Source organism: Nitrosomonas sp. (assembly GCF_020852615.1).
Classification (GTDB): Bacteria; Pseudomonadota; Gammaproteobacteria; order Burkholderiales; family Nitrosomonadaceae; genus Nitrosomonas.
Window position 1 is genome coordinate 49872 of the sequence record NZ_JADZAJ010000021.1, and the last position, 21438, is coordinate 71309.

Annotated in this window: 20 protein-coding genes; 12 read left to right on the top strand and 8 right to left on the bottom strand. The window is 49.2% G+C overall.

From position 1 onward, the window contains the following. The first annotated feature begins 24 nt into the window (after positions 1 to 24). The 4 genes from flhA to IT527_RS04590 are packed head-to-tail and all read left to right on the top strand — an operon-like array spanning position 25 to position 4996. On the top strand, positions 25 to 2109 hold the full coding sequence (gene flhA / locus IT527_RS04575; protein WP_292967152.1) for a flagellar biosynthesis protein FlhA: 2085 nt from the start codon (positions 25 to 27) through the stop codon (positions 2107 to 2109). Then, a complete protein-coding gene (flhF, locus tag IT527_RS04580; RefSeq protein WP_292967154.1) occupies positions 2106 to 3395 on the top strand; it encodes a flagellar biosynthesis protein FlhF in 1290 nt (429 codons plus the stop codon). The genes flhA and flhF overlap by 4 nt, the downstream gene beginning before the upstream one ends. Beyond that, positions 3382 to 4275 carry an AAA family ATPase gene (locus IT527_RS04585; RefSeq protein WP_292967156.1) on the top strand — a complete coding sequence of 298 codons (894 nt, stop codon included), beginning with the start codon at positions 3382 to 3384 and terminating at the stop codon, positions 4273 to 4275. The genes flhF and IT527_RS04585 overlap by 14 nt, the downstream gene beginning before the upstream one ends. Before the next feature lie 10 nt (positions 4276 to 4285). Continuing rightward, positions 4286 to 4996, top strand: coding sequence for an RNA polymerase sigma factor FliA (locus IT527_RS04590; RefSeq protein WP_292967158.1), 711 nt, complete (start codon positions 4286 to 4288; stop codon positions 4994 to 4996). Positions 4997 to 5177: 181 nt separating this feature from the next. On the opposite strand, the gene IT527_RS04595 is transcribed toward IT527_RS04590, so the two are convergent. The 3 genes from IT527_RS04595 to IT527_RS04605 all read right to left on the bottom strand — a co-directional run bounded on the left by IT527_RS04595 (position 5178) and on the right by IT527_RS04605 (position 7879). Beyond that, positions 5178 to 6131, bottom strand: coding sequence for a S49 family peptidase (locus IT527_RS04595; RefSeq protein ID WP_292967160.1), 954 nt, complete (start codon positions 6129 to 6131; stop codon positions 5178 to 5180). A 26-nt stretch (positions 6132 to 6157) separates the two neighbouring features. Next, positions 6158 to 6820, bottom strand: a complete 663-nt coding sequence (locus IT527_RS04600) for an OmpA family protein (RefSeq protein WP_292967162.1) — start codon at positions 6818 to 6820, stop codon at positions 6158 to 6160. Positions 6821 to 7027: 207 nt separating this feature from the next. After that, on the bottom strand, positions 7028 to 7879 hold the full coding sequence (locus tag IT527_RS04605) for an SH3 domain-containing protein (RefSeq protein ID WP_292967164.1): 852 nt from the start codon (positions 7877 to 7879) through the stop codon (positions 7028 to 7030). Positions 7880 to 8203: 324 nt separating this feature from the next. Here IT527_RS04605 and IT527_RS04610 point away from each other — a divergent pair, with 324 nt between their 5' ends. From IT527_RS04610 to IT527_RS04630, 5 genes are all read left to right on the top strand, one after another. Further along, a complete protein-coding gene (locus IT527_RS04610) occupies positions 8204 to 9052 on the top strand; it encodes an alpha/beta hydrolase (protein WP_363278048.1) in 849 nt (282 codons plus the stop codon). Between the two features lie 49 nt (positions 9053 to 9101). Beyond that, the gene (locus tag IT527_RS04615) at positions 9102 to 9545 is read left to right on the top strand and encodes a universal stress protein (protein WP_292967168.1); all 444 of its coding nucleotides are present in this window, start codon (positions 9102 to 9104) and stop codon (positions 9543 to 9545) included. 195 nt (positions 9546 to 9740) lie between these two features. Continuing rightward, positions 9741 to 10769, top strand: coding sequence for an extracellular solute-binding protein (locus IT527_RS04620; RefSeq protein WP_292967170.1), 1029 nt, complete (start codon positions 9741 to 9743; stop codon positions 10767 to 10769). A gap of 144 nt (positions 10770 to 10913) precedes the next feature. After that, complete coding sequence (locus IT527_RS04625; protein ID WP_292967243.1) at positions 10914 to 12473, top strand: iron ABC transporter permease; 1560 nt, start codon at positions 10914 to 10916, stop codon at positions 12471 to 12473. Between the two features lie 7 nt (positions 12474 to 12480). Next, entirely contained in the window at positions 12481 to 13548 is a 1068-nt protein-coding gene (locus tag IT527_RS04630) for an ABC transporter ATP-binding protein (protein WP_292967172.1), read from the top strand. Between the two features lie 35 nt (positions 13549 to 13583). On the opposite strand, the gene mltB is transcribed toward IT527_RS04630, so the two are convergent. Then, on the bottom strand, positions 13584 to 14651 hold the full coding sequence (gene mltB / locus IT527_RS04635) for a lytic murein transglycosylase B (protein WP_292967174.1): 1068 nt from the start codon (positions 14649 to 14651) through the stop codon (positions 13584 to 13586). Between the two features lie 524 nt (positions 14652 to 15175). Between mltB and trxA the strand changes: the two genes are divergently transcribed. The 3 genes from trxA to rpmE all read left to right on the top strand — a co-directional run bounded on the left by trxA (position 15176) and on the right by rpmE (position 17339). Further along, positions 15176 to 15502 (top strand): thioredoxin TrxA, encoded by a 327-nt coding sequence (gene trxA / locus IT527_RS04640; RefSeq protein WP_292967176.1) that lies wholly within the window; start codon positions 15176 to 15178, stop codon positions 15500 to 15502. A gap of 216 nt (positions 15503 to 15718) precedes the next feature. After that, positions 15719 to 16978 (top strand): transcription termination factor Rho, encoded by a 1260-nt coding sequence (rho, locus tag IT527_RS04645; RefSeq protein WP_292967178.1) that lies wholly within the window; start codon positions 15719 to 15721, stop codon positions 16976 to 16978. A 148-nt stretch (positions 16979 to 17126) separates the two neighbouring features. Then, positions 17127 to 17339 carry a 50S ribosomal protein L31 gene (rpmE, locus tag IT527_RS04650; protein ID WP_292967180.1) on the top strand — a complete coding sequence of 71 codons (213 nt, stop codon included), beginning with the start codon at positions 17127 to 17129 and terminating at the stop codon, positions 17337 to 17339. A gap of 173 nt (positions 17340 to 17512) precedes the next feature. On the opposite strand, the gene IT527_RS04655 is transcribed toward rpmE, so the two are convergent. From IT527_RS04655 to IT527_RS04670, 4 genes are all read right to left on the bottom strand, one after another. Beyond that, positions 17513 to 17740: a PP0621 family protein gene (locus IT527_RS04655; protein ID WP_292967182.1), complete on the bottom strand. Its 228-nt coding sequence runs from the start codon at positions 17738 to 17740 to the stop codon at positions 17513 to 17515. Between the two features lie 65 nt (positions 17741 to 17805). Then, on the bottom strand, positions 17806 to 18087 hold the full coding sequence (ftsB, locus tag IT527_RS04660) for a cell division protein FtsB (protein WP_292967184.1): 282 nt from the start codon (positions 18085 to 18087) through the stop codon (positions 17806 to 17808). Next, a complete protein-coding gene (gene eno, locus IT527_RS04665) occupies positions 18084 to 19370 on the bottom strand; it encodes a phosphopyruvate hydratase (protein ID WP_292967186.1) in 1287 nt (428 codons plus the stop codon). The genes ftsB and eno overlap by 4 nt, the downstream gene beginning before the upstream one ends. A gap of 287 nt (positions 19371 to 19657) precedes the next feature. Beyond that, positions 19658 to 21355: a CTP synthase gene (locus IT527_RS04670; protein WP_292967188.1), complete on the bottom strand. Its 1698-nt coding sequence runs from the start codon at positions 21353 to 21355 to the stop codon at positions 19658 to 19660. Between the last annotated feature and the right edge of the window lie 83 nt (positions 21356 to 21438).

The window sequence follows — 21438 nt, forward strand, 5'->3', positions numbered from 1 at the left end:
AATCATTATCAGAGTGGATATTGAATGAATAATATTCTGTCTTTAGCCGGGCTGGTGCGCGGCGGCCAGATGCAAAGTCTGGCAGGGCCGGCGCTGATCATCATGATCCTGTCGATGATGGTATTGCCTCTGCCACCCTTTGTGCTGGATGTACTGTTTACCTTCAATATCGCGCTGGCGGTAATCGTGCTGCTGGTGAGCCTCTACTCGCGCGATGCACTCGAATTCGCAGTTTTTCCTACCGTTCTGCTGATCACAACCCTGCTGCGGCTTTCTCTGAATGTGGCCTCCACCCGGGTAGTGCTGATGCACGGCCATACCGGACCGGATGCTGCCGGCAAAGTCATCGAGGCATTCGGTCATTTTCTGGTAGGGGGCAACTACACAGTGGGCCTGGTGGTATTTATCATCCTAGTGGTGATTAATTTTGTTGTCATCACCAAGGGTGCCGGGCGTATTGCTGAAGTCAGCGCCCGCTTCACCCTGGACGCCATCCCGGGAAAACAGATGGCGATTGATGCTGATCTCAATGCCGGTCTGATCCGGGAAGATGAGGCACGCAAGCGGCGCGAACGGGTTTCCCAGGAAGCCGATTTCTACGGTTCAATGGACGGTGCCAGCAAGTTCGTACGCGGCGATGCTGTTGCCGGCATTCTGATCATGCTGATTACTGTTATTGGTGGCCTGATCGTAGGTGTACTGCAGCATGATCTGAACATTGGCGACGCTGCCAAAAACTACACGCTGCTGACGATTGGTGACGGTCTTGTGGCCCAGATCCCGGCACTGATCATCTCTACGGCAGCAGGCCTGATGGTCAGCCGTGTCAGTACCGATGAAGATCTCGGCCAGCAATTTGTAAACCAGTTACTTAACAAGCCGCAGGTGCTGTGGCTGGCTGCCGGTATTCTCGGTGCACTGGGACTGGTTCCGGGCATGCCGCATTTCGTGTTTCTACTGCTGGCGGGAGGCATCGGGATGATTGCTTACTATGTATCCAGACGCACTGCTTTGCCGGAATCCAAACCGGAAGAATCGGAAGTTGTCACTAGCGAAGCACTGGATGCCAGCTGGGAGGACGTGGTACAGGTGGACACGATCGGGCTGGAAGTGGGCTACCGTCTGATCCCGCTGGTTGATAAGCAGCGTCAGGGTGATTTACTCAAGCGCATCAACGGTATACGCAAGAAATTTGCACAGGAAATCGGTTTTCTGCCACCGGTAGTGCATATCCGCGATAACCTGGAACTGCGTCCCAACAGCTACCGCATCACGATGAAAGGCTCGGAAATTGGTCAGGGAGAATCCTATAACGGCATGCTTCTGGCAATTAACCCCGGCCAGGTCACCATGGCGCTGCCGGGTAACAACACTGAAGATCCGGCATTCGGGCTGCCTGCTGTCTGGATCGAAACAGAGCAGCGCGAACTGGCACAAACCAGCGGCTATACCGTGGTCGATGCCAGTACCGTCGTCACTACTCACCTGAATCACCTGATCCGCATGCATGCCTCCGAACTGCTCGGGCGGGAGGAGTTGCAAAAACTGCTCGACCATCTGGGCCAGCGCTCACCCAAGCTGGCGGATGATCTGATTCCCAAGCTGCTGCCTTTGGCAACGGTACAGAAAATCTTGCAGCATTTACTGGAAGAAGGCGTCAACATCCGTGACATGCGCACCATTATCGATACGCTGACCGAACACGCCGGGCGGACTCAGGATATCAGCGAGCTGCTGGCCCTGGTGAGAGTGGCACTGGGACGGGTTATCGTGGAGCAATGTTTTCCGTCTGGTGCAGAAATGCAGGTTATGAGCCTGCAACCTGCGCTGGAAGCCATTCTGCTGCAAGTGGTTCAATCTGATCCAGTAGCAGGTGGCGGTATCGAGCCCGGTCTGGCCGATACGCTGACCCGGGAAACAGCCAGCGCAGTCCAGCGACTGGAACAGCTTGGATTGCCGGCTGTGCTGGTGGTGCCGGATGCAATCCGCCTGCTGCTGTCCCGCTTCCTGCGCCGTTCACTGCCTCAGTTGAGGGTACTGGCCCATTCCGAGATTCCGGATACCAGAAAAATAAAATTTATATCGATCATTGGGGGTAACAAAAAATGAAAGTACGAAAATTTTTGGCCGCCACTTCCCATGAGGTGTTGCGTAAGGTTAAGGATGAATTGGGCGCAGACGCCGTGATTCTGTCAAACAAACAGGTACCGGGTGGCATCGAAATCCTGGCACTGTCAGGCAAGGATATTTCCAGTCTGGCCGGTGAGACACCGCCAGTAGCACCTGTCACCACACCTGTAAATAAACCGGTAAATAAAACGGCTGCTGCGATTAAACAAAAACCGGCAGCTGAAAAAGAACCGGCACCTTCCATACAAAAGCAGGCAGAGCCACTTCCGGCGATGGTAAACAGCCAAAGCATCAGCATCATCCAGGAAATTCAGTCCATGAAACAGATGCTGGAAGAGCAGTTAACCACCATCGGCTGGAGCAGCTTTTCCCAGCGTGATCCGGGCAGTACGAAAGTATTGCGCACCCTGCTGAGTGCAGGTTTCAGTCCGCAGCTGTCACGGCATTTGCTGGAAAAGCTGCCGGCTGACCGTGATTTTGAACAAAGCATAAAGCGGACCATTGCGTTGCTTACGCTGAATTTACGGACGACCACCGGTGATGAAATTATTGAACAGGGCGGGATTTATGCGCTGATTGGGCCAACCGGTGTTGGTAAAACAACGACCACGGCAAAACTTGCCGCACGTGCTGTCGTCCGTCATGGTGCTGACAAGGTGGCACTGTTGACCACCGACAGCTACCGTATTGGCGGACATGAGCAGCTGCGCATTTACGGCAAATTACTAGGTATATCGGTACGCAGCATCAAGGATATCGACGATCTGCAGCTGATGCTGCATGAGTTGCGCGGCAAGCACATGGTGCTGATTGATACTGTTGGCATGAGCCAGCGCGACCAGATGCTGGCCGAACAAATCACCATGCTGAGCCAGTGCGGCACGGAAATAAAACACCTGCTGTTACTCAATGCCACCAGCAGTGGCGACACACTGGATGAAGTCATTTCCGCCTATCAGCAGCACGGTATTCATGGTTGCATCATCACCAAAGTGGATGAAGCAGCGAGCCTGGGTGTGGCGCTGGATGCGGTAATCCGGCGCAAACTGGTGCTGCATTACGTAACCAACGGCCAGAAGGTTCCGGAAGATTTACACGAGGCCAATTCCCGCTACCTGTTACACCGTATTTTCAAACCTTCAGCAGAAAACTCGCCTTTCTCACTGCAGGACCCCGAGTTTGCACTGATTATGGCGGGAAATTCTGCGGATCCATCAACCGCCAGACAAAAAACGCGTATCGGGGCCAATCATGATTTGCGCTAACCGGGATCAGGCATCCGGTTTACGTGAGCTGACTGCACTGGAATCAAATACCGGCGTACGTGTGTTTGCCGTAGTGGGCGGGCGATCGGGCGTAGGTAAAACCTGTTCGGTTATTAATCTGGCAACTGCACTGGCAAAAATGGGCAAGCGCGTACTGATCCTGGATGAAAATCCGCGCCACAAGGACGTCAACGCCAATCTTGGCCTTTGTGCACGCTACGATTTACTGCACGTGATCAACCGGGATAAAACACTTGAACAGGTAATGACCCAAGGGCCGGAAGGGGTGATGGTTCTGACGGCAATGCGTGGAATTCATTCGCTGGCAAAGCTTGCACCCGCTGATCAGGAACGGCTGATTGAATGCTTTAGCGAGCTGTCACAGACAGTGGACGCGGTGCTGATTGATACCGCAATCGGTCGGGGCAGCCGGGTCGTTCCGCTGAGCCTGGCCTCTCAGCAGGTACTGATTGTACTGTCCGGCTCAGGTCAGGCAATTACAGATGCCTATGCACTGATTAAACTCATCAGTAAAGAATATGCCCGGCGGGATTTTCTGGTACTGGTCAACAAGGTGCAGTCAGAAAGCAGGGGGCGCGAGATATTCGAGAATATTGCCAGCGTTGCACAAAAGAATCTGACAGTCCGGCTGGAATGGATGGGGTGTATTTTGTTTGATGACAAGCTGCATCGATCAACCCGGCTTTGTCAGCCGGTAGTGGAAATTTTCCCGGCATCGGATTCGGCTGCAGGTTACCGCCAGCTGGCTGAAAAGCTGATGCGGTGTGCAGGGCACTGGACAGATAACGATGGCGTGGAAAATTTCATGCGCAGGCTGATTCGTACCAGTCATCTTGATGCAGCGGAATTTACAGTGTGAGGTAGTTTTTATGTACACCGAAACAGGCATCGTAAATAAAGATCAGTTCATCACGGAATATACCCCTCTGGTCAAGCGGATAGCCCATCACATGATGGCCAGATTGCCAGCCAGTGTTCAGGTGGATGATCTGATTCAGGCAGGAATGATTGGCCTGATGGATGCAATCAACCGTTATGAGGGCTCCTATGGCCGCCAGTTTGAAAGCTATGCCGCCCAGCGGATTCGTGGCTCGATTCTGGATGAACTGAGAGAAGCTGACTGGTTGCCGCGCAGCCTGCGCAAAAAAATGCGCCAGATAGAAACAGCTATGCGCTCGCTGGAACAACGTCTCGGTTACCCGCCCAGCGAGAAGGAAATTGCGGATGAAATGAATTTACCGCTGATTGAATATCAGGAAATGCTGCAGGAAGCGGGTGGCGGGCAATTAATCTATTACGAGGATTTTCAGGTAGACGAGGAAGATCATTTTCTCGATCGTCTGTGCGGCGATCAAAGTAATGAACCGCTGGATCAGCTGCTGGAGAAGAATCTGAGGGAGCTGCTGGTCGATGCCATCGAAAAATTGCCGGCCAAGGAAAAGCTGGTAATGGGTATGTATTACGAACAGGAAATGAATTTACGTGAAATCGGGACAGTGCTGGGGGTAAGCGAGTCACGTATCTGCCAGTTACATACTCAGGCCATTTCCCGTTTGCGAACCCGGCTGCGGGAGAAATAGCCGGCCCTGAAAAGATTGTCATGCCAGATTTCTGTGCCGGGTTTCTAAATCCGGTTGTGCAGGGTGAGGCAAGAAGTGCGATGCAGAGCCACGGTGTGAAAATGCTGATCAGAACACAACCCGCCCGCGACGCCGGTCACTCCGGCATAACCGGAACCCGGTGCCGCGGACAAATTGCGGCTTACCGCATAAACCATGTGAATCTGGATTCAGAGAGGAATTCTGTTGCCACCCGGCCAACCCGCTTGGCAAAGCGTTCTGCAAGCCCTTCCTGAACTGTAAAATCAACGATACGTTCAGCCTGGATAACTTCCCGGGCAACATAATCCGCGTTACCCAGGCCATCGGCCAGCCCAAGCTCGATGCTTTTGGCGCCAGTCCACACCATACCGCTGAAAATTTCAGGGTTATCCTGCAAACGATCTTTCCTGCCGCTCTTGACCACCTGAATAAACTGCTGGTGAATTTCAGCCAGCATTTTTTTTGCATGCTCTCTTTGTACCGGATCAGATGGAGAGAAAGGATCGAGGAACCCCTTATTTTCACCCGCTGTCAGAAGGCGACGTTCCACCCCCAGTTTTTCAAGTGTGCCAGTGAATCCGAATCCGTCCATTAACACACCGATTGACCCTACGATGCTGGCCTTATCTACAAAAATTTTATCAGCCGCCGCCGCAACATAATACCCTCCGGAAGCGCAGATATCTTCGACCACCACGTATAACGGAATATCCCGGTACAGTGCTCTCAACCGACGTATTTCATCGTTGATACTGCCTGCCTGAACCGGGCTTCCTCCCGGGCTGTTAATTCGTAATACCACCCCGGCTGTATTACGGTCTTCGAATGCTTTTTTTAGCCCTTCATTCACATTTTCCGCGCTGTTCAAACTGTCAGGTGTGATTTCACCGCGCAGGTCCACCAATGCAGTGTGCTTGCCTGAGCCGCCGGCCACCTCGGTATCCAGCCAGCCCAGCCCCCAGAAGAGCAGCGCAAACAAATAGGAAAAAGTCAGCAAACGAAAAAAAATACCCCAGTTGCGAGCTTTTCTTTGTTCCTTCAACGAGGCAAACACCAGTTCTCGCAGTGTTTCATGTTCCCACTTTTCCTTGTTGGTATTTTCTGTATCAGCCATGAGTATTGATCACTTTTTCAATCAGTTTATTGGGTTGTACCGGCACGTGTTTCTGAAACATAAATCTCCACCCGGCGATTTTTTGCCCGGCCTGCAGCAGTGTCATTAGAGGCGACCGGCTGATGTGAACCACGGCCATCGATCTGGATACGCTGGAAAGGAACCCCCCGGCCAACCAGGTATTCACGCGTGCTTGCAGCACGATTGACTGATAACGGATTGTTGACAGTATCGCTGCCCGTGCTGTCGGTGTGACCGGTAATCGTTACCTGCGTGCCGGGATTATTCAACAGGCTGGTAGCAAAGCTGTCGAGAATCGGACGAAAATCCGGTTTAATTCGTGCACTTCCTGAATCAAAGGAAATATCACTGGGAATGTTTAACATCAGACGATTATCCGGTGTTTGCGAGACTACGACACCCGTACCGGCAGTGGCACTTTCCATCTGTGCTTTTTGTTCTTCCATTCGTTTAGACCACAGGTAACCGGCACCTGCGCCCAGTGCCGCACCGGCACCCGCCCCAATAGCAGCACCTTTACCGCCCCCGGCCAGTGCGCCTATAGCGGCCCCCGTCCCGGCACCGATCAATGCACCTGTACCAGTACCTTTCTGGGTTCCGCTCATATCAGCGCATCCGGAAGTGATAAATCCTGCTATCAATACCGCTATAACTTTGTTCTTGTTCATGAAATTACCTTTATGTATGTTGAAGTAACGGGGAGATACTGTAACAAAAGAAACTGAAAAACAATCAATAATTACTTTTCTTTTGATCCGCTTCAAGATGATTTGATTTGAGAAGCTGCCGGTGGCATGGTTCGCAGCTCGGCCGGAATACTTCTGAAAACCGGTTTTTCGGATAAATCACGGCGCTGCATGGTGTCTGCTGCTCGCCTACCTGTCATTTGATATACCTCGCTGCTGCACTCCATTCACCCGAACATCCACTGACCGGCTTTGAATCCAGCCGGACAGTGCATCCCCGGTTTGCACGCGCAGCCAGCTGCCGTTATATGCAACTGCAGTCAAAGGGGTATTTTTTTCCAGAAGGGTAATCGCCCTGGAGTGGCTGTCCGGGTCTGCCTGCAGGTAAGTGGCATGTGCCATATATACCGGGATTAAGACATGAAAAACCACTGTGGCATCCTGAGCATCTGCTGATTTTCTGGCAGGGTTGACTATCGCATCGATCAGCTCACCTGATTGAGCTGCATAATTCATCGCGGTGCTGTAGTCTTTTTGCTGATATGCAACCGTTGCCGCATTCAGCAAATGCTGTGCCAGGCGTTGCAATACAGAATCAGCTTCATTCAGACCTGCCTGTTTGGCTGCGCTGATCGCGACTTCCACTTCAGCAATTTTTGAAGCAGCATCCGGCTGTGTCGCTAACCGATGCAGTTTGCTCTTGGTACGACTGATTTCACTGGCAGTTTCCTGCAGCGCTTGTGCCTGCCCCTGCTCGCGAGCATTCAGGCTGCGAATCAGCTCGTCCTTTTCAGCGAGTTTCTGTTTCAGCGCTATGATTTCATCACGGTAGATCCGCTGACGTGGTAATTTTTCCGGAATCGGAATAACCTCGGTACCATTCGTTTTTGCAGCCTCCGGTTCACGACTGGCTGACTGACCTGATACCAGGGGTTTACGTTGCTGATCTGTTACACATCCGGCCAGACTTATGCTGGCGAGCATCAGTACAGATACAACGGCGAGAAACTGCTTGTCTGTGAGGTGATTAAAATCAGGCATGTTTGCTCGATTTGTTGAGGGGCAGGAGAGAGCTTAACTCAAATAATCCATTATTAGATGGCTCTTCGAACTTGCGCTTCGTTGTCTTCAAACTTTGCCTTCAGATTATTGAGACCTAAAAATGTTCTTTTCGGCTAACTGGAGCAGAACTTTAAACAAAGAATTCCTTTAAAAACTTTACCCTTATTAATCAATGCATAAACACCATTTTGCACAACCGGATTTTCAGAGATGCCCGGAAAACAGCCTCATGGCCAGCTGGTAACATTTCCCGGTTTTTAACTATCATAACTTGCGATGTATAACCGGATAATTCGCTGGATATTGATTCAATCTGTCTCGGTATTGGCAGTCATCAGTATCACAGTCGTTATATTGGGTGAAATCGTAACAGGGTCCGCCCCCACCGCTGTTGAGACTTTACAGCCGGATTTCCCGGTAGAAACCGTCCGGATTCCTGTTAACCGGAATTATGTTGTACATGGCTGGCTGGCACGTGGAACAAGCGGGCACGGTGCTGTTCTGCTGGTGCATTCCATTCGCAGCAATCGCCTCGAAATGCTTGGCCGGGGGAGATTTCTCAACAGCCAGGGCTACCATGTACTGATGATAGATTTACAGGCACATGGAGAAACACCGGGGGATCGCATTACTTTTGGTGCACGTGAATCAGCGGATGTCGCAGCGGCAGTGAACTACCTCCGGGATACTTTTCCTCATGATCGTATCGGCGCTATCGGCGTTACACTGGGTGCGGCTGCAATCGTACTGGCTAATCCGCCACTGAGACTTGATGCCATGATACTCGAATCTTTGCACCCGACATTTACTGAAGCCGTCACAAACCGGCTCAGGCTGCATCTGGGAGAAGCAGGGGAATACCTTCAGTTTCTGCTGCTCCCGTATTTCTCCTTTTTGCTTGATTTACCGGTTGATCAGCTGAATCCAATTGATCGGATTGGTAATCTTGCCATTCCGGTATTATTTATTTCAGGCACGCTTGACAGACATACCACCCGGTCCGAAGTGAAACGCTTGTATGATGCAGCCCTGCCCCCCAGGGAGCTTTGGATTGTCGAAGGTGCCGGCCACTATAATATGCATACCTTTGCGGGTAAAAGCTACGAAACACGTATTGCTGACTTTCTTTCAGCCTATCTGCAAAGACCGTAGCCAAAATGCAGCTGTTTAACTGCTTTTATCAACTTGCCAGGAAAAAACCATGTCTGTTTACCAGCATATTCTGCTTGCCATAGATTTTTTACCCGAAGACGATCAGATCATTCAGAAGGTTAGGGATCTTGAACTGCTGACGGGTGCAAAGCTAAGCCTGATTCATGTGTTGGATAATATTCCCATGCCTGATACACCTTATGGCACAGTTATCCCGCCAGATACGGAAGTAACCAACACCATGCTGGAAACTGAAAAACAAAAATTGAACCGGGCGGGCGATATGCTAGGTATTGATTCTGCGCGGCGCTGGCTGATCTGGGGAGAACCCGGAAAGGAAATTATCCGTATTGCCGGACAGGAAAACGCTGACCTGATCGTGGTCGGTTCGCATGGCAGGCACGGGCTTGCGCTGCTGCTGGGTTCCACAGCCAGCAGCGTACTGCATTACGCAAAATGTGATGTTCTTGCAGTACGTTTACAGGATGAGTAGGCAAACATATCGCCTGTCAGTTTAGTATTTTATCTTGACAAAAATCCTGATTGATAATTATTCTTGTTACAGGATGTTGTCGCAGCACTGGCTTATTCGTATTTTCGGACAGGGTGGCGACTCCTGAACCTCCTCTCTTTCATCTCCACTGAAGAGAACACTAATTTCGTTTATTCAATTTCTGGAGTCAAAATCATGTCCCTTCCGTTCATTTCCGGTTGTTCTGGCCGCTGGTGCAGTGGTTTTCTACTCGCTGCTTTTCTGTTTGCAGCTCCCCTATCATCACAGGCAGAAGAAATCATTGTTTATTCATCAAGAATCGAACAGCTGATCAAGCCTTTGTTTGATGCCTTCACCAAAGAAACGGGAATTACAGTTAAATTCACCACGGATAAGGAAGGCGCATTACTGACCCGTTTGCTTGCGGAAGGTAAAAGGACGCCTGCGGATGTGCTCATTACCGTGGATGCCGGAAATTTGTGGGAAGCCGCACGTAACGGCTTACTGAAGCCGGTTACCTCTCCCGTCCTGGAAGCCAATATTCCTGCAAATTTGCGTGATCCGCAGGGATTGTGGTTTGGATTGACAGTTCGTGCCCGCACCATTGTCTATAACACCAAAAAAGTAAAGCCTGAGGAATTATCAACTTACGCCGATCTGGCTGATCCGAAATGGAAGCATCGGTTGTGTCTGCGTTCTTCCAAGAAGGTGTACAACCAGTCACTGGTTGCAATGATGATTGATGAACTTGGCGAGGCCGAAACCGAGCGTATCGTTAAAGGGTGGGTAAGCAACCTGGCAACGGACCCGGTTGCGGATGATACGCTTGCCCTGGAATTTGTTGCGGCAGGACGTTGTGACGTGACTTTGGTTAATACCTACTACTATGGTCGATTGATGCGGGAAAATCCGGCACTTCCACTGGCAATTTTCTGGCCAAACCAGGCTACAACCGGCGTGCATGTCAATATTTCCGGTGCTGGTGTTACGCACTACAGCAAGCATGAAGCGGCGGCTGTCCGGCTACTGGAATTCCTCTCTTCCGAACAGGCACAAAAAATGTTCATAGATCTCAATATGGAATACCCTGCCAATCCAAAAGTCACATACGGTGAGCCATTTACCAGCTGGGGCAGCTTCAGACAGGACTCAAGAAGTATTGTAAAAGCAGGAGAGCTGCAACCTGACGCGGTCCGGTTGATGGATCGTGCAGGCTACCGTTAGAGTAAAACCCGTTTGAGAAACAATTTTTCTTCCACCAACCCGACTGTACCGACTGTAGTGCCGGCTGCGCAGCCGCATTACAGTCTCGCAGCCGGGAACAGAATCAGACGTGCCTGGCGTATTTTTCCATTCCTGGTAGCAAGTCTGGTTCTTGTTCCGGTATGTGTGGTCTTTTCCTCCTTCCTGTCACCGGATGAAGCGATTTGGCAGCATTTGATCACTACCACGCTGCCAAATCTGCTGACAAATACCCTGTGGCTTTCGCTGGGGGTGATATTGGGGACGTCGTTCCTGGGAATCAGCCTGGCCTGGTTTACTTCGGTTTACGCTTTTCCGGGGTATCGTTTTTTTTCCTGGGCACTGTTTCTGCCACTGGCAATCCCTGCTTACGTCATCGCATTTGTCGCTCTCGGCATATTTGACTATACCGGGCCAGTGCAAACCAGTTTACGTGGCTGGCTTGGCTCTGATTTACTCTGGTTTCCCGATATACGCAGCGGGTCGGGCGTAGCCATCGTAATGACATTAGCCTTCTACCCCTATGTTTATTTACTCTCACGCGATGCTTTTCTGACACAGGGAAAACGTTTACTGGAAGTGGCCCAATCCCTTGGCTTCAATCGCCGGCAAGGTTTTTTCAAAGTGGTACTGCCAATGGCGCGCCCCTGGATTGTTGCAGGAATCATGCTGGCGCTGATGGAAACACTGGCTGATTTCGGCGCTGTATCCATTTTTAATTACGATACGTTTACCACCGCAATTTATAAAACCTGGTTCGGCATGTTCTCGCTGTCAACCGCTTCACAGCTCGCATCACTGCTTATTCTGATCGTACTTGTCATCATCCTGACAGAACAGCGGTTTCGTTTACGTATGCGTTTTTATGAGAACAAAAAAAGCGCACAGGCTGACCGTATCCGGCTCACTGGCTGGCAAGCGATTACTGTTACCGCTTTTGCCGGTACAGTCCTGTTTTTTGCCTTTATATTACCGGTCATACAACTGAGTATATGGGCCTGGAACTCATCAGCCACCGGTTTTGACGAACGTTACCCTGAGTTTGCCTGGCATTCTGTCCTGCTTTCGGTGCTGGCTGCCCTGATGACCTGTCTGGCAGCAGCCATGCTGGCGTATGCTGCACGCCTTTACCCGGATGGTTATTCACGGTTTGCTGTCCGTCTTGCCACGGTTGGCTATGCTCTACCCGGGGCAGTGCTGGCAGTTGGGATATTTATACCGATGGCATGGCTTGACAACCGGCTAAGTGACTGGATTGAGGTAATTTCCGGCGTTGAAACCGGGTTGCTGATCCAGGGAACACTCGCAGTCATGCTGGTTGCCTATATGACCCGTTTTCTTGCAGTCAGCTACTTCCCGCTGGAAAGCGCACTGCAGCGGGTAACACGCAGTATCGATGAAGCAGCCACAGGTTTTGGCATTACCGGCTGGGCAATGTTGAAAACAATTTATTTTCCGATGCTGAAGAGCAGTCTGTTTACCGCTGCAACACTGGTATTCGTAGATGTCATGAAGGAAATGCCCATTACATTAATGACCCGACCGTTTGACTGGGATACGCTGGCGGTGCGCATTTTTTCACTGACTTCCGAGGGACAGTGGGAGCAGGCGGCGTTACCTGCACTAACGCTGATTTTGACCGGACTGATCCCGATTATTCTTTTAGTTCGCCATTCCGAAACCTGACAGAGAAATGAGTGCATTACTGAAACTCGACAGAATCAGCCATGCCTATGGCCGGCAGGTGATTGTGGATGAACTGTCATTTGAGCTTGAAAAAGGTGAAATTGGTTGCCTGCTTGGCCCAAGCGGGTGTGGCAAAACCACAGTTTTACGCTGTATTGCCGGGTTTGAACCGATTATATCCGGCGAAATACGCTTGAATGAAACCCCCGTCAGCCGGCCCGGGTTTGTTCTCCCCCCCGAGCAGCGGCGAATTGGCATGGTATTTCAGGAATATGCACTGTTTCCGCACCTGAATGTCACTGCTAATATCGGATTTGGTTTGCATCGCAGCACCAAAACAGAGCGAGCACTCCGTGTTGCTGAATTACTGCAGGTTACCAGCCTGACAGAAGTGGCAGATCGTTACCCGCATGAGTTATCTGGCGGCCAGCAGCAGCGCGTGGCACTGGCGCGGGCGCTGGCGCCTTACCCTGATCTGATACTGCTGGATGAGCCGTTTTCCAATCTTGACGTAAGTTTGCGTGAGCATCTGAGTCAGGAAGTTCGTGAACTGCTGAAGAAACTGAATATCACTGCGATTCTGGTTACGCATGATCAGGCAGAAGCTTTCGCAGTTGCGGATAAAATAGGGGTGATGCATGCCGGGAAAATGATGCAGTGGAGTGGCGCACATGAACTCTATCATCGCCCGGCAAATCGTTTTATCGCGGACTTTATCGGGCAGGGCACACTGATCCCCGGCAGAATCACGCAATCCGGAACGGTGGAAACTGAATTAGGTACACTTACCGGCGATATTTACCACCCCGGCCAGTCACCAGATGAAATTGCCGGTAAACAGGTCGATTTGCTGATCCGTCCTGATGACATCATTCACGACGATGATAGCCCGTTACGGGCAGCAGTAGTGCACAAAGCATTTCGTGGTGCACAATTCCTCTACACACTGCGACTTGATAGCGGGCAAATCGTACTGTCACTGATTCCCAGTCACCATGATCATGCTATGGGTGAAAAAATCGGTATCCGGTCGGAAACTGACCACATCGTGGTATTTGACCGATTGCGTAGCTGAAGAGCCGCTCCTCAAGCCAGGACAAATCGGGATCATTACCGCTCTGTGGTATAAGATAATCTGGCTGCACGAACTGCCTTGGCCAGTTCAAACACTGACATTGCGTAAAATGTGCTGCGGTTGTAGCGCGTAATAACGTAAAAATTCCTGAAACCCAGCCAGAGCTGGCGTTTTTCCTGGATCTTCAGTTCCAGTAATGATGACAGCGTATCATCAGAAACAGAATCAAGCGGAATGATACCGGCTCCACGCAGCTTTCCAACCGGGTGTAACGGTTCAATGCCTGTATCCAGAAATTCCTGTAAATTTTCTGATCGGGCTTGTGCACGAACCGCAACAGGTTTGCCCGCTTCCCACCCATATTCCTTCAGATAATTACCCACACTGCCTATTGCATCGGCAGCACTTCCGGGGAGATTGATTTCTCCATCATGATCAAAATCAACTGCGTATCGCCGATAGCTTGACGGCATAAACTGGGGAATGCCAATTGCTCCGGCGTAAGAACCTTTAACATCCAGCAAACCAAATTGCTGCTCTCTGGCAAGCAATAAATAACTTTCCAGCTCTTCCCGGAAATAGTCTGCTCTCCTGGGAAAATCGAAGGCCAGTGTTGTCAGTGCATCCATAATACGATAGTTGCCGGTTGATGTACCGTAGGAAGTCTCAACACCGATGATCGCCACAATGATTTCTTCGGGAACACCATAAATCTTCCTTGCCAGTCCCAGTTCAGCTGCGTATTTGTTCCAGAAATCGAGTCCGCCTTTAATGCGTTGTGTATTAACAAATCGCTTCCGATATTCATCCCAGGAAATGGCGGTGGCAGGTGCAGAAATCAGTTTGAGAATCTCCGGACGAAAGTTTGTCCGGGCAAAGGCCTCCTCAAGCGCATCCGCGTCATAGCTGTGCTGATTTGACATGTGTATTACAAAACGCTTAATTTCCGGGCGCAACGCGGAAACTGGCTGGGCCGCCATACATACCGTATGGTGAGCAGTTAAGATGACTGAAACAAATAAAATCTGGCGAAGGGTATAACCGGGAATGCTGTGTTTAATCAAATTAATACCTGCATTAATTTTCAGGAAAAACCTGTGCATTTGTCTCAGCTTGTTAAAGCCGAAAACGTTTTGGTCGAACAGAAGAAAGTATCTCATTTGCAGGCAGCTCAAAAACAGGCAGATATAGGCATACAAGTACGCAATATAACGGATAAAACAATTTTGTACCGGTTTTAGAGAACCGGTTTTATCCGGCAGACCGAAAAATTCTTTTGTAACACACCGGAATCCCCTCAAAATCCCCTAAAAAAATATCACCGGATTTATTGATTCAGCTGTTATTGCAAGTATAATGGTGGAAGTCTTTAGCCCTTCTTGTTTTGTCTCATGGTTGTGGTGAAGGTGGTATTGCTGGAAATAGGGGTAGCAATGCTGCATATTTTAACTGCCATCCGCCTGATCTTTCGGTAGCATATAAACATATAGCCACACTTTAGTTTAGGCCCTGTCTTCAGCAGCTCATGCGGGCAGGCTGGCTGGAACTCAGTTAACAGTTCGGATGCATAGGGCTCGGCTATTCCAGGCGTTCATTTTTTATCCAATAAATATCAGATGAGGATTTCATGAGTCAACACATTCATTATGTTACGGATGCAAGTTTTGAATCAGAAGTCTTGCAAAGTACCGTTCCGGTGCTTGTCGACTACTGGGCTGAGTGGTGCGGTCCCTGCCGAATGATTGCACCTTTGCTGGATGAAATTGCCAGCGAGTATAGCGGCCGTCTTAAGGTAGCCAAGCTTAATATCGATGAAAACCAGTCAACCCCTCAAAAATATGGCATCCGTGGTATTCCTACCCTGATGATATTCAAGAATGGCAATATTGGGGCAACAAAAGTTGGAGCCTTATCAAAATCGCAACTGACAGCGTTTGTTGATAGCCATTTGTAAGATACCCGGCTCAAGTATCAGTATCAGCCGAATGAATCATCAGCAATTTTCTTCGGCTGACTCTATTTTTCCGGAATGCACTTGCATCTTACTTACCAGTCACACCCAGGTTATCTCGATATCGTGTGAATCAGCAGTAATTTCACGAATCGTATAACACACCTGAATACCCTCTTCATCCACCTGCATTTTTTTTGATCTTCAAGAGTCACTTTCATGCGTTTATCTGATTTAAAAATCATCCATGTTTCCGAGCTGGTGAAAATGGCCGTTGCAAATGATATTGAAGGCGCTAACCGAATGCGTAAGCAGGATCTGGTTTTTGCGCTCCTGAAAAATCAGGCACGCAAAGGTGAAAGTATCTTTGGAGAAGGTACGCTGGAAATTTTGCAGGATGGCTTTGGATTTTTGCGCTCCCCCGATACATCCTACCTGGCCGGGCCGGACGATATTTACATTTCTCCCAGCCAGATCCGTCGCTTCAATCTGCATACGGGTGATTCAGTAGACGGTGAAATCAGACCCCCCAAGGAGGGGGAACGTTATTTTGCGCTGGTCAAAATAGATAAGGTTAATAATGAACCGCCCGAGAACTCCAAGCGCAAGATACTGTTTGAAAACCTTACACCACTTTTCCCAACGGAACGCCTGACGCTGGAACGGGATATCAAATCCGAGGAAAACATTACCGGCCGGATTGTTGATTTGATTGCGCCTATCGGCAAAGGCCAGCGTGGATTACTGGTAGCCAGCCCAAAATCCGGTAAAACTGTAATGCTTCAACATATTGCACATTCCATTGCAGCCAACTATCCGGATGTTGTACTAATGGTATTGCTGATAGATGAACGTCCGGAAGAAGTGACGGAGATGGTACGTTCCGTGAAGGGAGAAGTTATATCATCCACCTTCGATGAATCAGCTGCCCGACATGTTCAGGTGGCGGATATGGTAATTGAAAAGGCGAAACGACTGGTTGAGCATAAAAAAGATGTGGTTATCCTGCTCGATTCAATCACCCGCCTTGCGCGCGCATACAACATGATTGTACCGGCATCGGGCAAGGTGCTGACCGGCGGAGTGGATGCCAACGCGCTGCAACGCCCCAAACGCTTCTTCGGTGCTGCACGTAATATTGAAGAAGGCGGTTCGCTCACCATTATTGCCACTGCACTGGTAGATACCGGTTCACGTATGGATGATGTGATCTACGAAGAGTTTAAGGGAACGGGCAATATGGAAATTCACCTTGATCGTCGTATGGCTGAAAAACGTATTTACCCTGCTATTAATGTGAATCGTTCAGGAACTCGTCGCGAGGAGTTGCTGATCCCTTCTGAAATTCTGCAAAAAATATGGATTCTGCGTAAATTGCTTTATCCAATGGATGAAATGGATGCTATGTCATTCCTGTTGGATAAAATCAGAGCAACAAAAAATAATGCCGATTTTTTTGATTCCATGCGGCGTGTTTGATATTAGAGGAAGCACACCAGTTTTCCAGTGCTATCGGAAATTTGAAGAAGGTTTTTTATCCGGTTAATACGGCGTCAGGTTGCAGCCATACATATCTTAAGTGATAATAGCTGCCTTTTAATTTAGCTTTAAAAAATAGGGATATCAAATGAAGGAAGGCATCCATCCGGAGTATCACGAAATTACCGTAACATGCAGCTGCGGCAGCGAATTCAAAACCCGCTCTGTTTTAAGCAAACCTTTACATATTGAAGTGTGTTCGTCCTGCCATCCGTTCTATACAGGAAAACAGAAAATTGTGGATACTGCTGGCAGGGTAGAAAAATTCAACCAGAAATACGGAAAATTTTTACAGAAATAACAACAGGAAAACGAAAGATCGTTTTCCTGTTGTTATTTGTTACTTCATCCAGACAGCAGTTTAGTGCCGGAAAAATACAATAACGATAACCGTATCGCGCGTGCGAGCAGGATCTGACAAAATTTACAAATACGGTCTGATTTCCTGATCCATTCTATTTGTAAAAAAAAAAATTAATGCTGCAGATGTAATTGCTGATGCCGGGTACAGCAGAAGTTTTGCCCGTTTTCACTAATACTTTCACTTTGTGGATGATGAACGCCACAATATGCGCAGCGCACCATGTCCTCAACAATCTCCGCCGGCATATCGTAAGAAAGCTTTTGTTTAGGCTTGAGCCGTTTAAGCAGCCAGAAAACCAGAAGAATAAAAACGATCAGGAATATCCACTTAAAGATCATTAACCTCCCCCTTTACAATATCCTTCTGCAAAAAATATCTGCTGGTCCTTTTGCCACAAGAATGTTTACTTGCTTTCGTACGCCACTATATGAAAGAACTGCTCATTCTTGCGAATCATACCCAACTCACTTCTCGCCAGTTCCTCAATTGCATCAAACCCTTTTTTCAGATTATTAACCTCTGCTTCCAGAATAGTATTTCTATTCTGAAGCATCTGGTTAGTTTCTTGTAAAGCGGCAATCTGTTCATGCATTTCCAGAATTGCCAATAAACTCCCTTTGCCAAACCATAGTGGATATTGTGCGAGTCCAATCATAAGAACCAGCAGCCCGGCTACAGTTTTCATGGCTTTAACTGATAGAAAGCCGATCTGCCGGCATATTGCGCAATATCATCCAAATCTTCCTCAATACGCAGCAACTGGTTGTATTTGGCCAGTCGATCCGAGCGTGAAAGTGACCCTGTCTTGATCTGTAAAGCATTGGTGGCAACGGCAATATCGGCAATAGTCGTATCTTCAGTCTCCCCGGAACGATGAGAGACGATAGCAGTGTAGTTCGCACATTTTGCCATTTCTATTGCGTTCAGCGTTTCAGTCAGCGTACCGATCTGATTGATCTTGATCAGGATAGAGTTGGCAATATTGCGGTTAATACCTTCTTTCAGGATTTTTGTATTAGTAACAAACACGTCATCCCCAACCAGCTGAACCGCTTTGCCCAGTCTTTCCGTCAGCAGCCCCCAACCATCCCAATCCTGTTCACTCATTCCATCTTCAATGCTGATAATGGGATATTTTTCCACCCACGTAGCGAGATAATCCACAAATTGAGCCGAAGTAAGGGCCAATCCGTCCACGTCAAGATGATACTTCCCGTCACGATAAAACTCGGAGCTGGCACAATCTATCCCGATAGCCACCTCAGAGCCAGGCTGATAACCCGCTTCATCTATGGCTTGCACAATCAGCCCCAGTGCGTCTTCATTATGAGCAAAACCGGGAGCAAAGCCTCCTTCATCACCCACTGTTGTTGGCAGATTTTTTTTGTTAAGCAACGTTCTAAGCTTGCTGAACACCTCTGCGCCACATCGCACAGCTTCCCGCAGGCTCGGTAATCCCAGCGGGATAATCATAAACTCTTGCATATCCAGGCGGTTATTTGCGTGCGCTCCGCCATTAATCAGATTCATCATTGGTACAGGCAGCCATTTGGCATTGATTCCCCCCAAATAACGGTAAAGAGGAAGGCCGGACTCTTCTGCTGCAGCTTTGGCCACTGCCAGTGAGACAGCGAGTATTGCGTTTGCACCCAGTCTGGATTTGTTCTCACTGCCATCGAGCTCAATGAGTGTCTTATCAATAAAGCATTGTTCTACCGCATCCAGCCCCACAATTGTTTCAGAAATTTCGCCATTAACACTTTCAATCGCCTTTAATACACCCTTCCCGTAAAAACGCTGTGTATCACCATCACGCAACTCAACAGCTTCACGTGTACCAACCGATGCACCAGACGGTACAGAAGCGCGCCCAAGCACACCTGACTCCAGCAACACATCGGCTTCTACAGTTGGGTTACCACGAGAATCGATAATTTCGCGGGCGATTACATCTACGATTGCACTCATACTGTGTTCCTTGTGTTATTCATTGGTGGTGGAAAAAATAAAAATTTGACGGCGGCTGCTATGTGGTTATCTGGTACTTTTATTATGCACACTTCTCGATAGCTGGAAATCCAACAAAATGGCGGGATAATTGTATTTACCTGACTTGACCTGTCCTGTTTTTACTGGAGCAGGGAAGTTTTATTAAGGTGTGGGCCTGGCGTTGCCAGTCGATGTTGATTGCCAGCTAAAAGCAGCATAATTTACCGGGCGTCTGTTCTCAGCATAAAAAACTGTTTCCCTGGTAATCAACCCGGGTTACCGGCTGTCATTTTCTCCTGTGTATCGCAGCGACTCTGCTTTGCGCGACTACTGGACAGGTCAGCAAAACCGATCGCAGCCTGCACATAGCTTTTGAAAAGAGGGTGCCCATTTCGGGGTGTGGAGGTAAACTCCGGATGAAACTGGCAGGCGACGAACCAAGGGTGCTCAGACTGGGGCAGTTCAATCATCTCACAGAGATCACCCTCGGCAGATAAGCCGCTTATCTGCATGCCGGCTTTCTCCAGCTGTGGAATGTATTCAGCATTAACTTCATAGCGGTGCCGATGCCGTTCGATGATTTTATCTTCTCCATAGATTTTGTGCGCCAGAGTATGTAGCTTCAACAGACATTCCTGTCCGCCCAGCCGCATGGTCCCTCCCAGCTCTGTCTGTTCTGAGCGTTTCTCAATGCGTCCGCCGCGATCCCGCCATTCGGTAATTAATCCGAGTACCGGGTGAGGGGTATCCGGATCAAATTCCGTGCTGTGTGCGTGTTCGAGTTGCAGACAATTACGGGCAAACTCTATGACCGCAAGCTGCATGCCCAGGCATATACCGAGATAGGGAACCCGATGATTTCTGGCATAGCTGATCGCCATGATCTTGCCTTCCACCCCGCGCTTGCCAAATCCTCCGGGAACCAGAATGGCATCCATATCGGACAGGCAATCTGTTCCACGCTGTTCTATGTCTTCTGAATCAATATAATGGATTTTTATTTTGCAGCGCGTGTGGATTCCCGCGTGAATCAGCGCTTCTGACAGAGATTTGTATGATTCCGTCAGATCGACATATTTGCCAACCAGCGCGATTGAAACCTCATGCTCGGGATGTTCGAGCGCATGAACCAGTTTTTTCCAGACAGTCAGATTAGCTGGCCTGGCCAGGATATCCAGCCTGTGACACACAATTTCATCCAGCATTTGCTCGTGCAGTAATGCCGGGATTTTATAAATGTTGTCTACATCAATCGCGGAAATGACAGATTCTTCGCGAACGTTTGTGAATAATGCAATTTTTCTCCGCTCTTCCTGCGGAAGTGGGCGGTCGGACCGGCAAAGCAGCACATCCGGCTGGATCCCAATTTCACGTAATTCTTTAACTGAGTGTTGTGTGGGCTTGGTTTTCAGCTCACCAGCCGAGCTGATGTAAGGCAGTAACGTCAGGTGAATAAAACAGGTATCCTGATGAGGAAGCTGGACTGACATTTGGCGAATGGCTTCCAGAAACGGTAAGGATTCAATGTCACCAACTGTACCGCCAATCTCCACAATTGCCACTTGTGCATCAGCAACGCCTTTACGGATGAACAGCTTGATTTCGTCAGTAATGTGCGGGATTACCTGTACAGTCCCGCCAAGGTAATCCCCGCGACGTTCTTTACGGATTACACTTTCATAAATCTGCCCGGTGGTAAAGTTATTTTGCCGGGTCATTTTTGTGCTGATGAAGCGTTCGTAATGTCCCAGATCCAGGTCAGTTTCAGCACCATCGTCCGTTACGAACACTTCGCCATGCTGAAATGGGTTCATCGTCCCCGGATCGACGTTGATATAAGGATCCAGTTTGAGAATTGTCACCCTGATACCACGCGTTTCAAGCAACGCCGCCAAAGAGGCCGCAGCAATCCCTTTGCCCAGAGAAGATACTACGCCGCCAGTCACAAAGACAAATTTAGTCATGGGGAGCCATTCTAACGTAATTGATATATCGAAACAACGCTGGCAGGAAGGGCATTCCATTAAAGATTGGGTATATATTTTTC

What these genes read in the sequence shown, in the direction of transcription:
- IT527_RS04600 (WP_292967162.1), bottom strand. Translation starts at nt 6,820, where the DNA reads ATGAACAAGAACAAAGTTATAGCGGTATTGATAGCAGGATTTATCACT.
- IT527_RS04655 (WP_292967182.1), bottom strand. Translation starts at nt 17,740, where the DNA reads ATGATCTTTAAGTGGATATTCCTGATCGTTTTTATTCTTCTGGTTTTC.
- IT527_RS04670 (WP_292967188.1), bottom strand. Translation starts at nt 21,355, where the DNA reads ATGACTAAATTTGTCTTTGTGACTGGCGGCGTAGTATCTTCTCTGGGC.
- rho (WP_292967178.1), top strand. Translation starts at nt 15,719, where the DNA reads ATGCGTTTATCTGATTTAAAAATCATCCATGTTTCCGAGCTGGTGAAA.
- flhF (WP_292967154.1), top strand. Translation starts at nt 2,106, where the DNA reads ATGAAAGTACGAAAATTTTTGGCCGCCACTTCCCATGAGGTGTTGCGT.
- IT527_RS04615 (WP_292967168.1), top strand. Translation starts at nt 9,102, where the DNA reads ATGTCTGTTTACCAGCATATTCTGCTTGCCATAGATTTTTTACCCGAA.
- flhA (WP_292967152.1), top strand. Translation starts at nt 25, where the DNA reads ATGAATAATATTCTGTCTTTAGCCGGGCTGGTGCGCGGCGGCCAGATG.
- IT527_RS04620 (WP_292967170.1), top strand. Translation starts at nt 9,741, where the DNA reads ATGTCCCTTCCGTTCATTTCCGGTTGTTCTGGCCGCTGGTGCAGTGGT.
- mltB (WP_292967174.1), bottom strand. Translation starts at nt 14,651, where the DNA reads ATGCACAGGTTTTTCCTGAAAATTAATGCAGGTATTAATTTGATTAAA.
- IT527_RS04590 (WP_292967158.1), top strand. Translation starts at nt 4,286, where the DNA reads ATGTACACCGAAACAGGCATCGTAAATAAAGATCAGTTCATCACGGAA.
- IT527_RS04595 (WP_292967160.1), bottom strand. Translation starts at nt 6,131, where the DNA reads ATGGCTGATACAGAAAATACCAACAAGGAAAAGTGGGAACATGAAACA.
- IT527_RS04605 (WP_292967164.1), bottom strand. Translation starts at nt 7,879, where the DNA reads ATGCCTGATTTTAATCACCTCACAGACAAGCAGTTTCTCGCCGTTGTA.
- trxA (WP_292967176.1), top strand. Translation starts at nt 15,176, where the DNA reads ATGAGTCAACACATTCATTATGTTACGGATGCAAGTTTTGAATCAGAA.
- IT527_RS04630 (WP_292967172.1), top strand. Translation starts at nt 12,481, where the DNA reads ATGAGTGCATTACTGAAACTCGACAGAATCAGCCATGCCTATGGCCGG.
- IT527_RS04585 (WP_292967156.1), top strand. Translation starts at nt 3,382, where the DNA reads ATGATTTGCGCTAACCGGGATCAGGCATCCGGTTTACGTGAGCTGACT.
- eno (WP_292967186.1), bottom strand. Translation starts at nt 19,370, where the DNA reads ATGAGTGCAATCGTAGATGTAATCGCCCGCGAAATTATCGATTCTCGT.
- rpmE (WP_292967180.1), top strand. Translation starts at nt 17,127, where the DNA reads ATGAAGGAAGGCATCCATCCGGAGTATCACGAAATTACCGTAACATGC.
- ftsB (WP_292967184.1), bottom strand. Translation starts at nt 18,087, where the DNA reads ATGAAAACTGTAGCCGGGCTGCTGGTTCTTATGATTGGACTCGCACAA.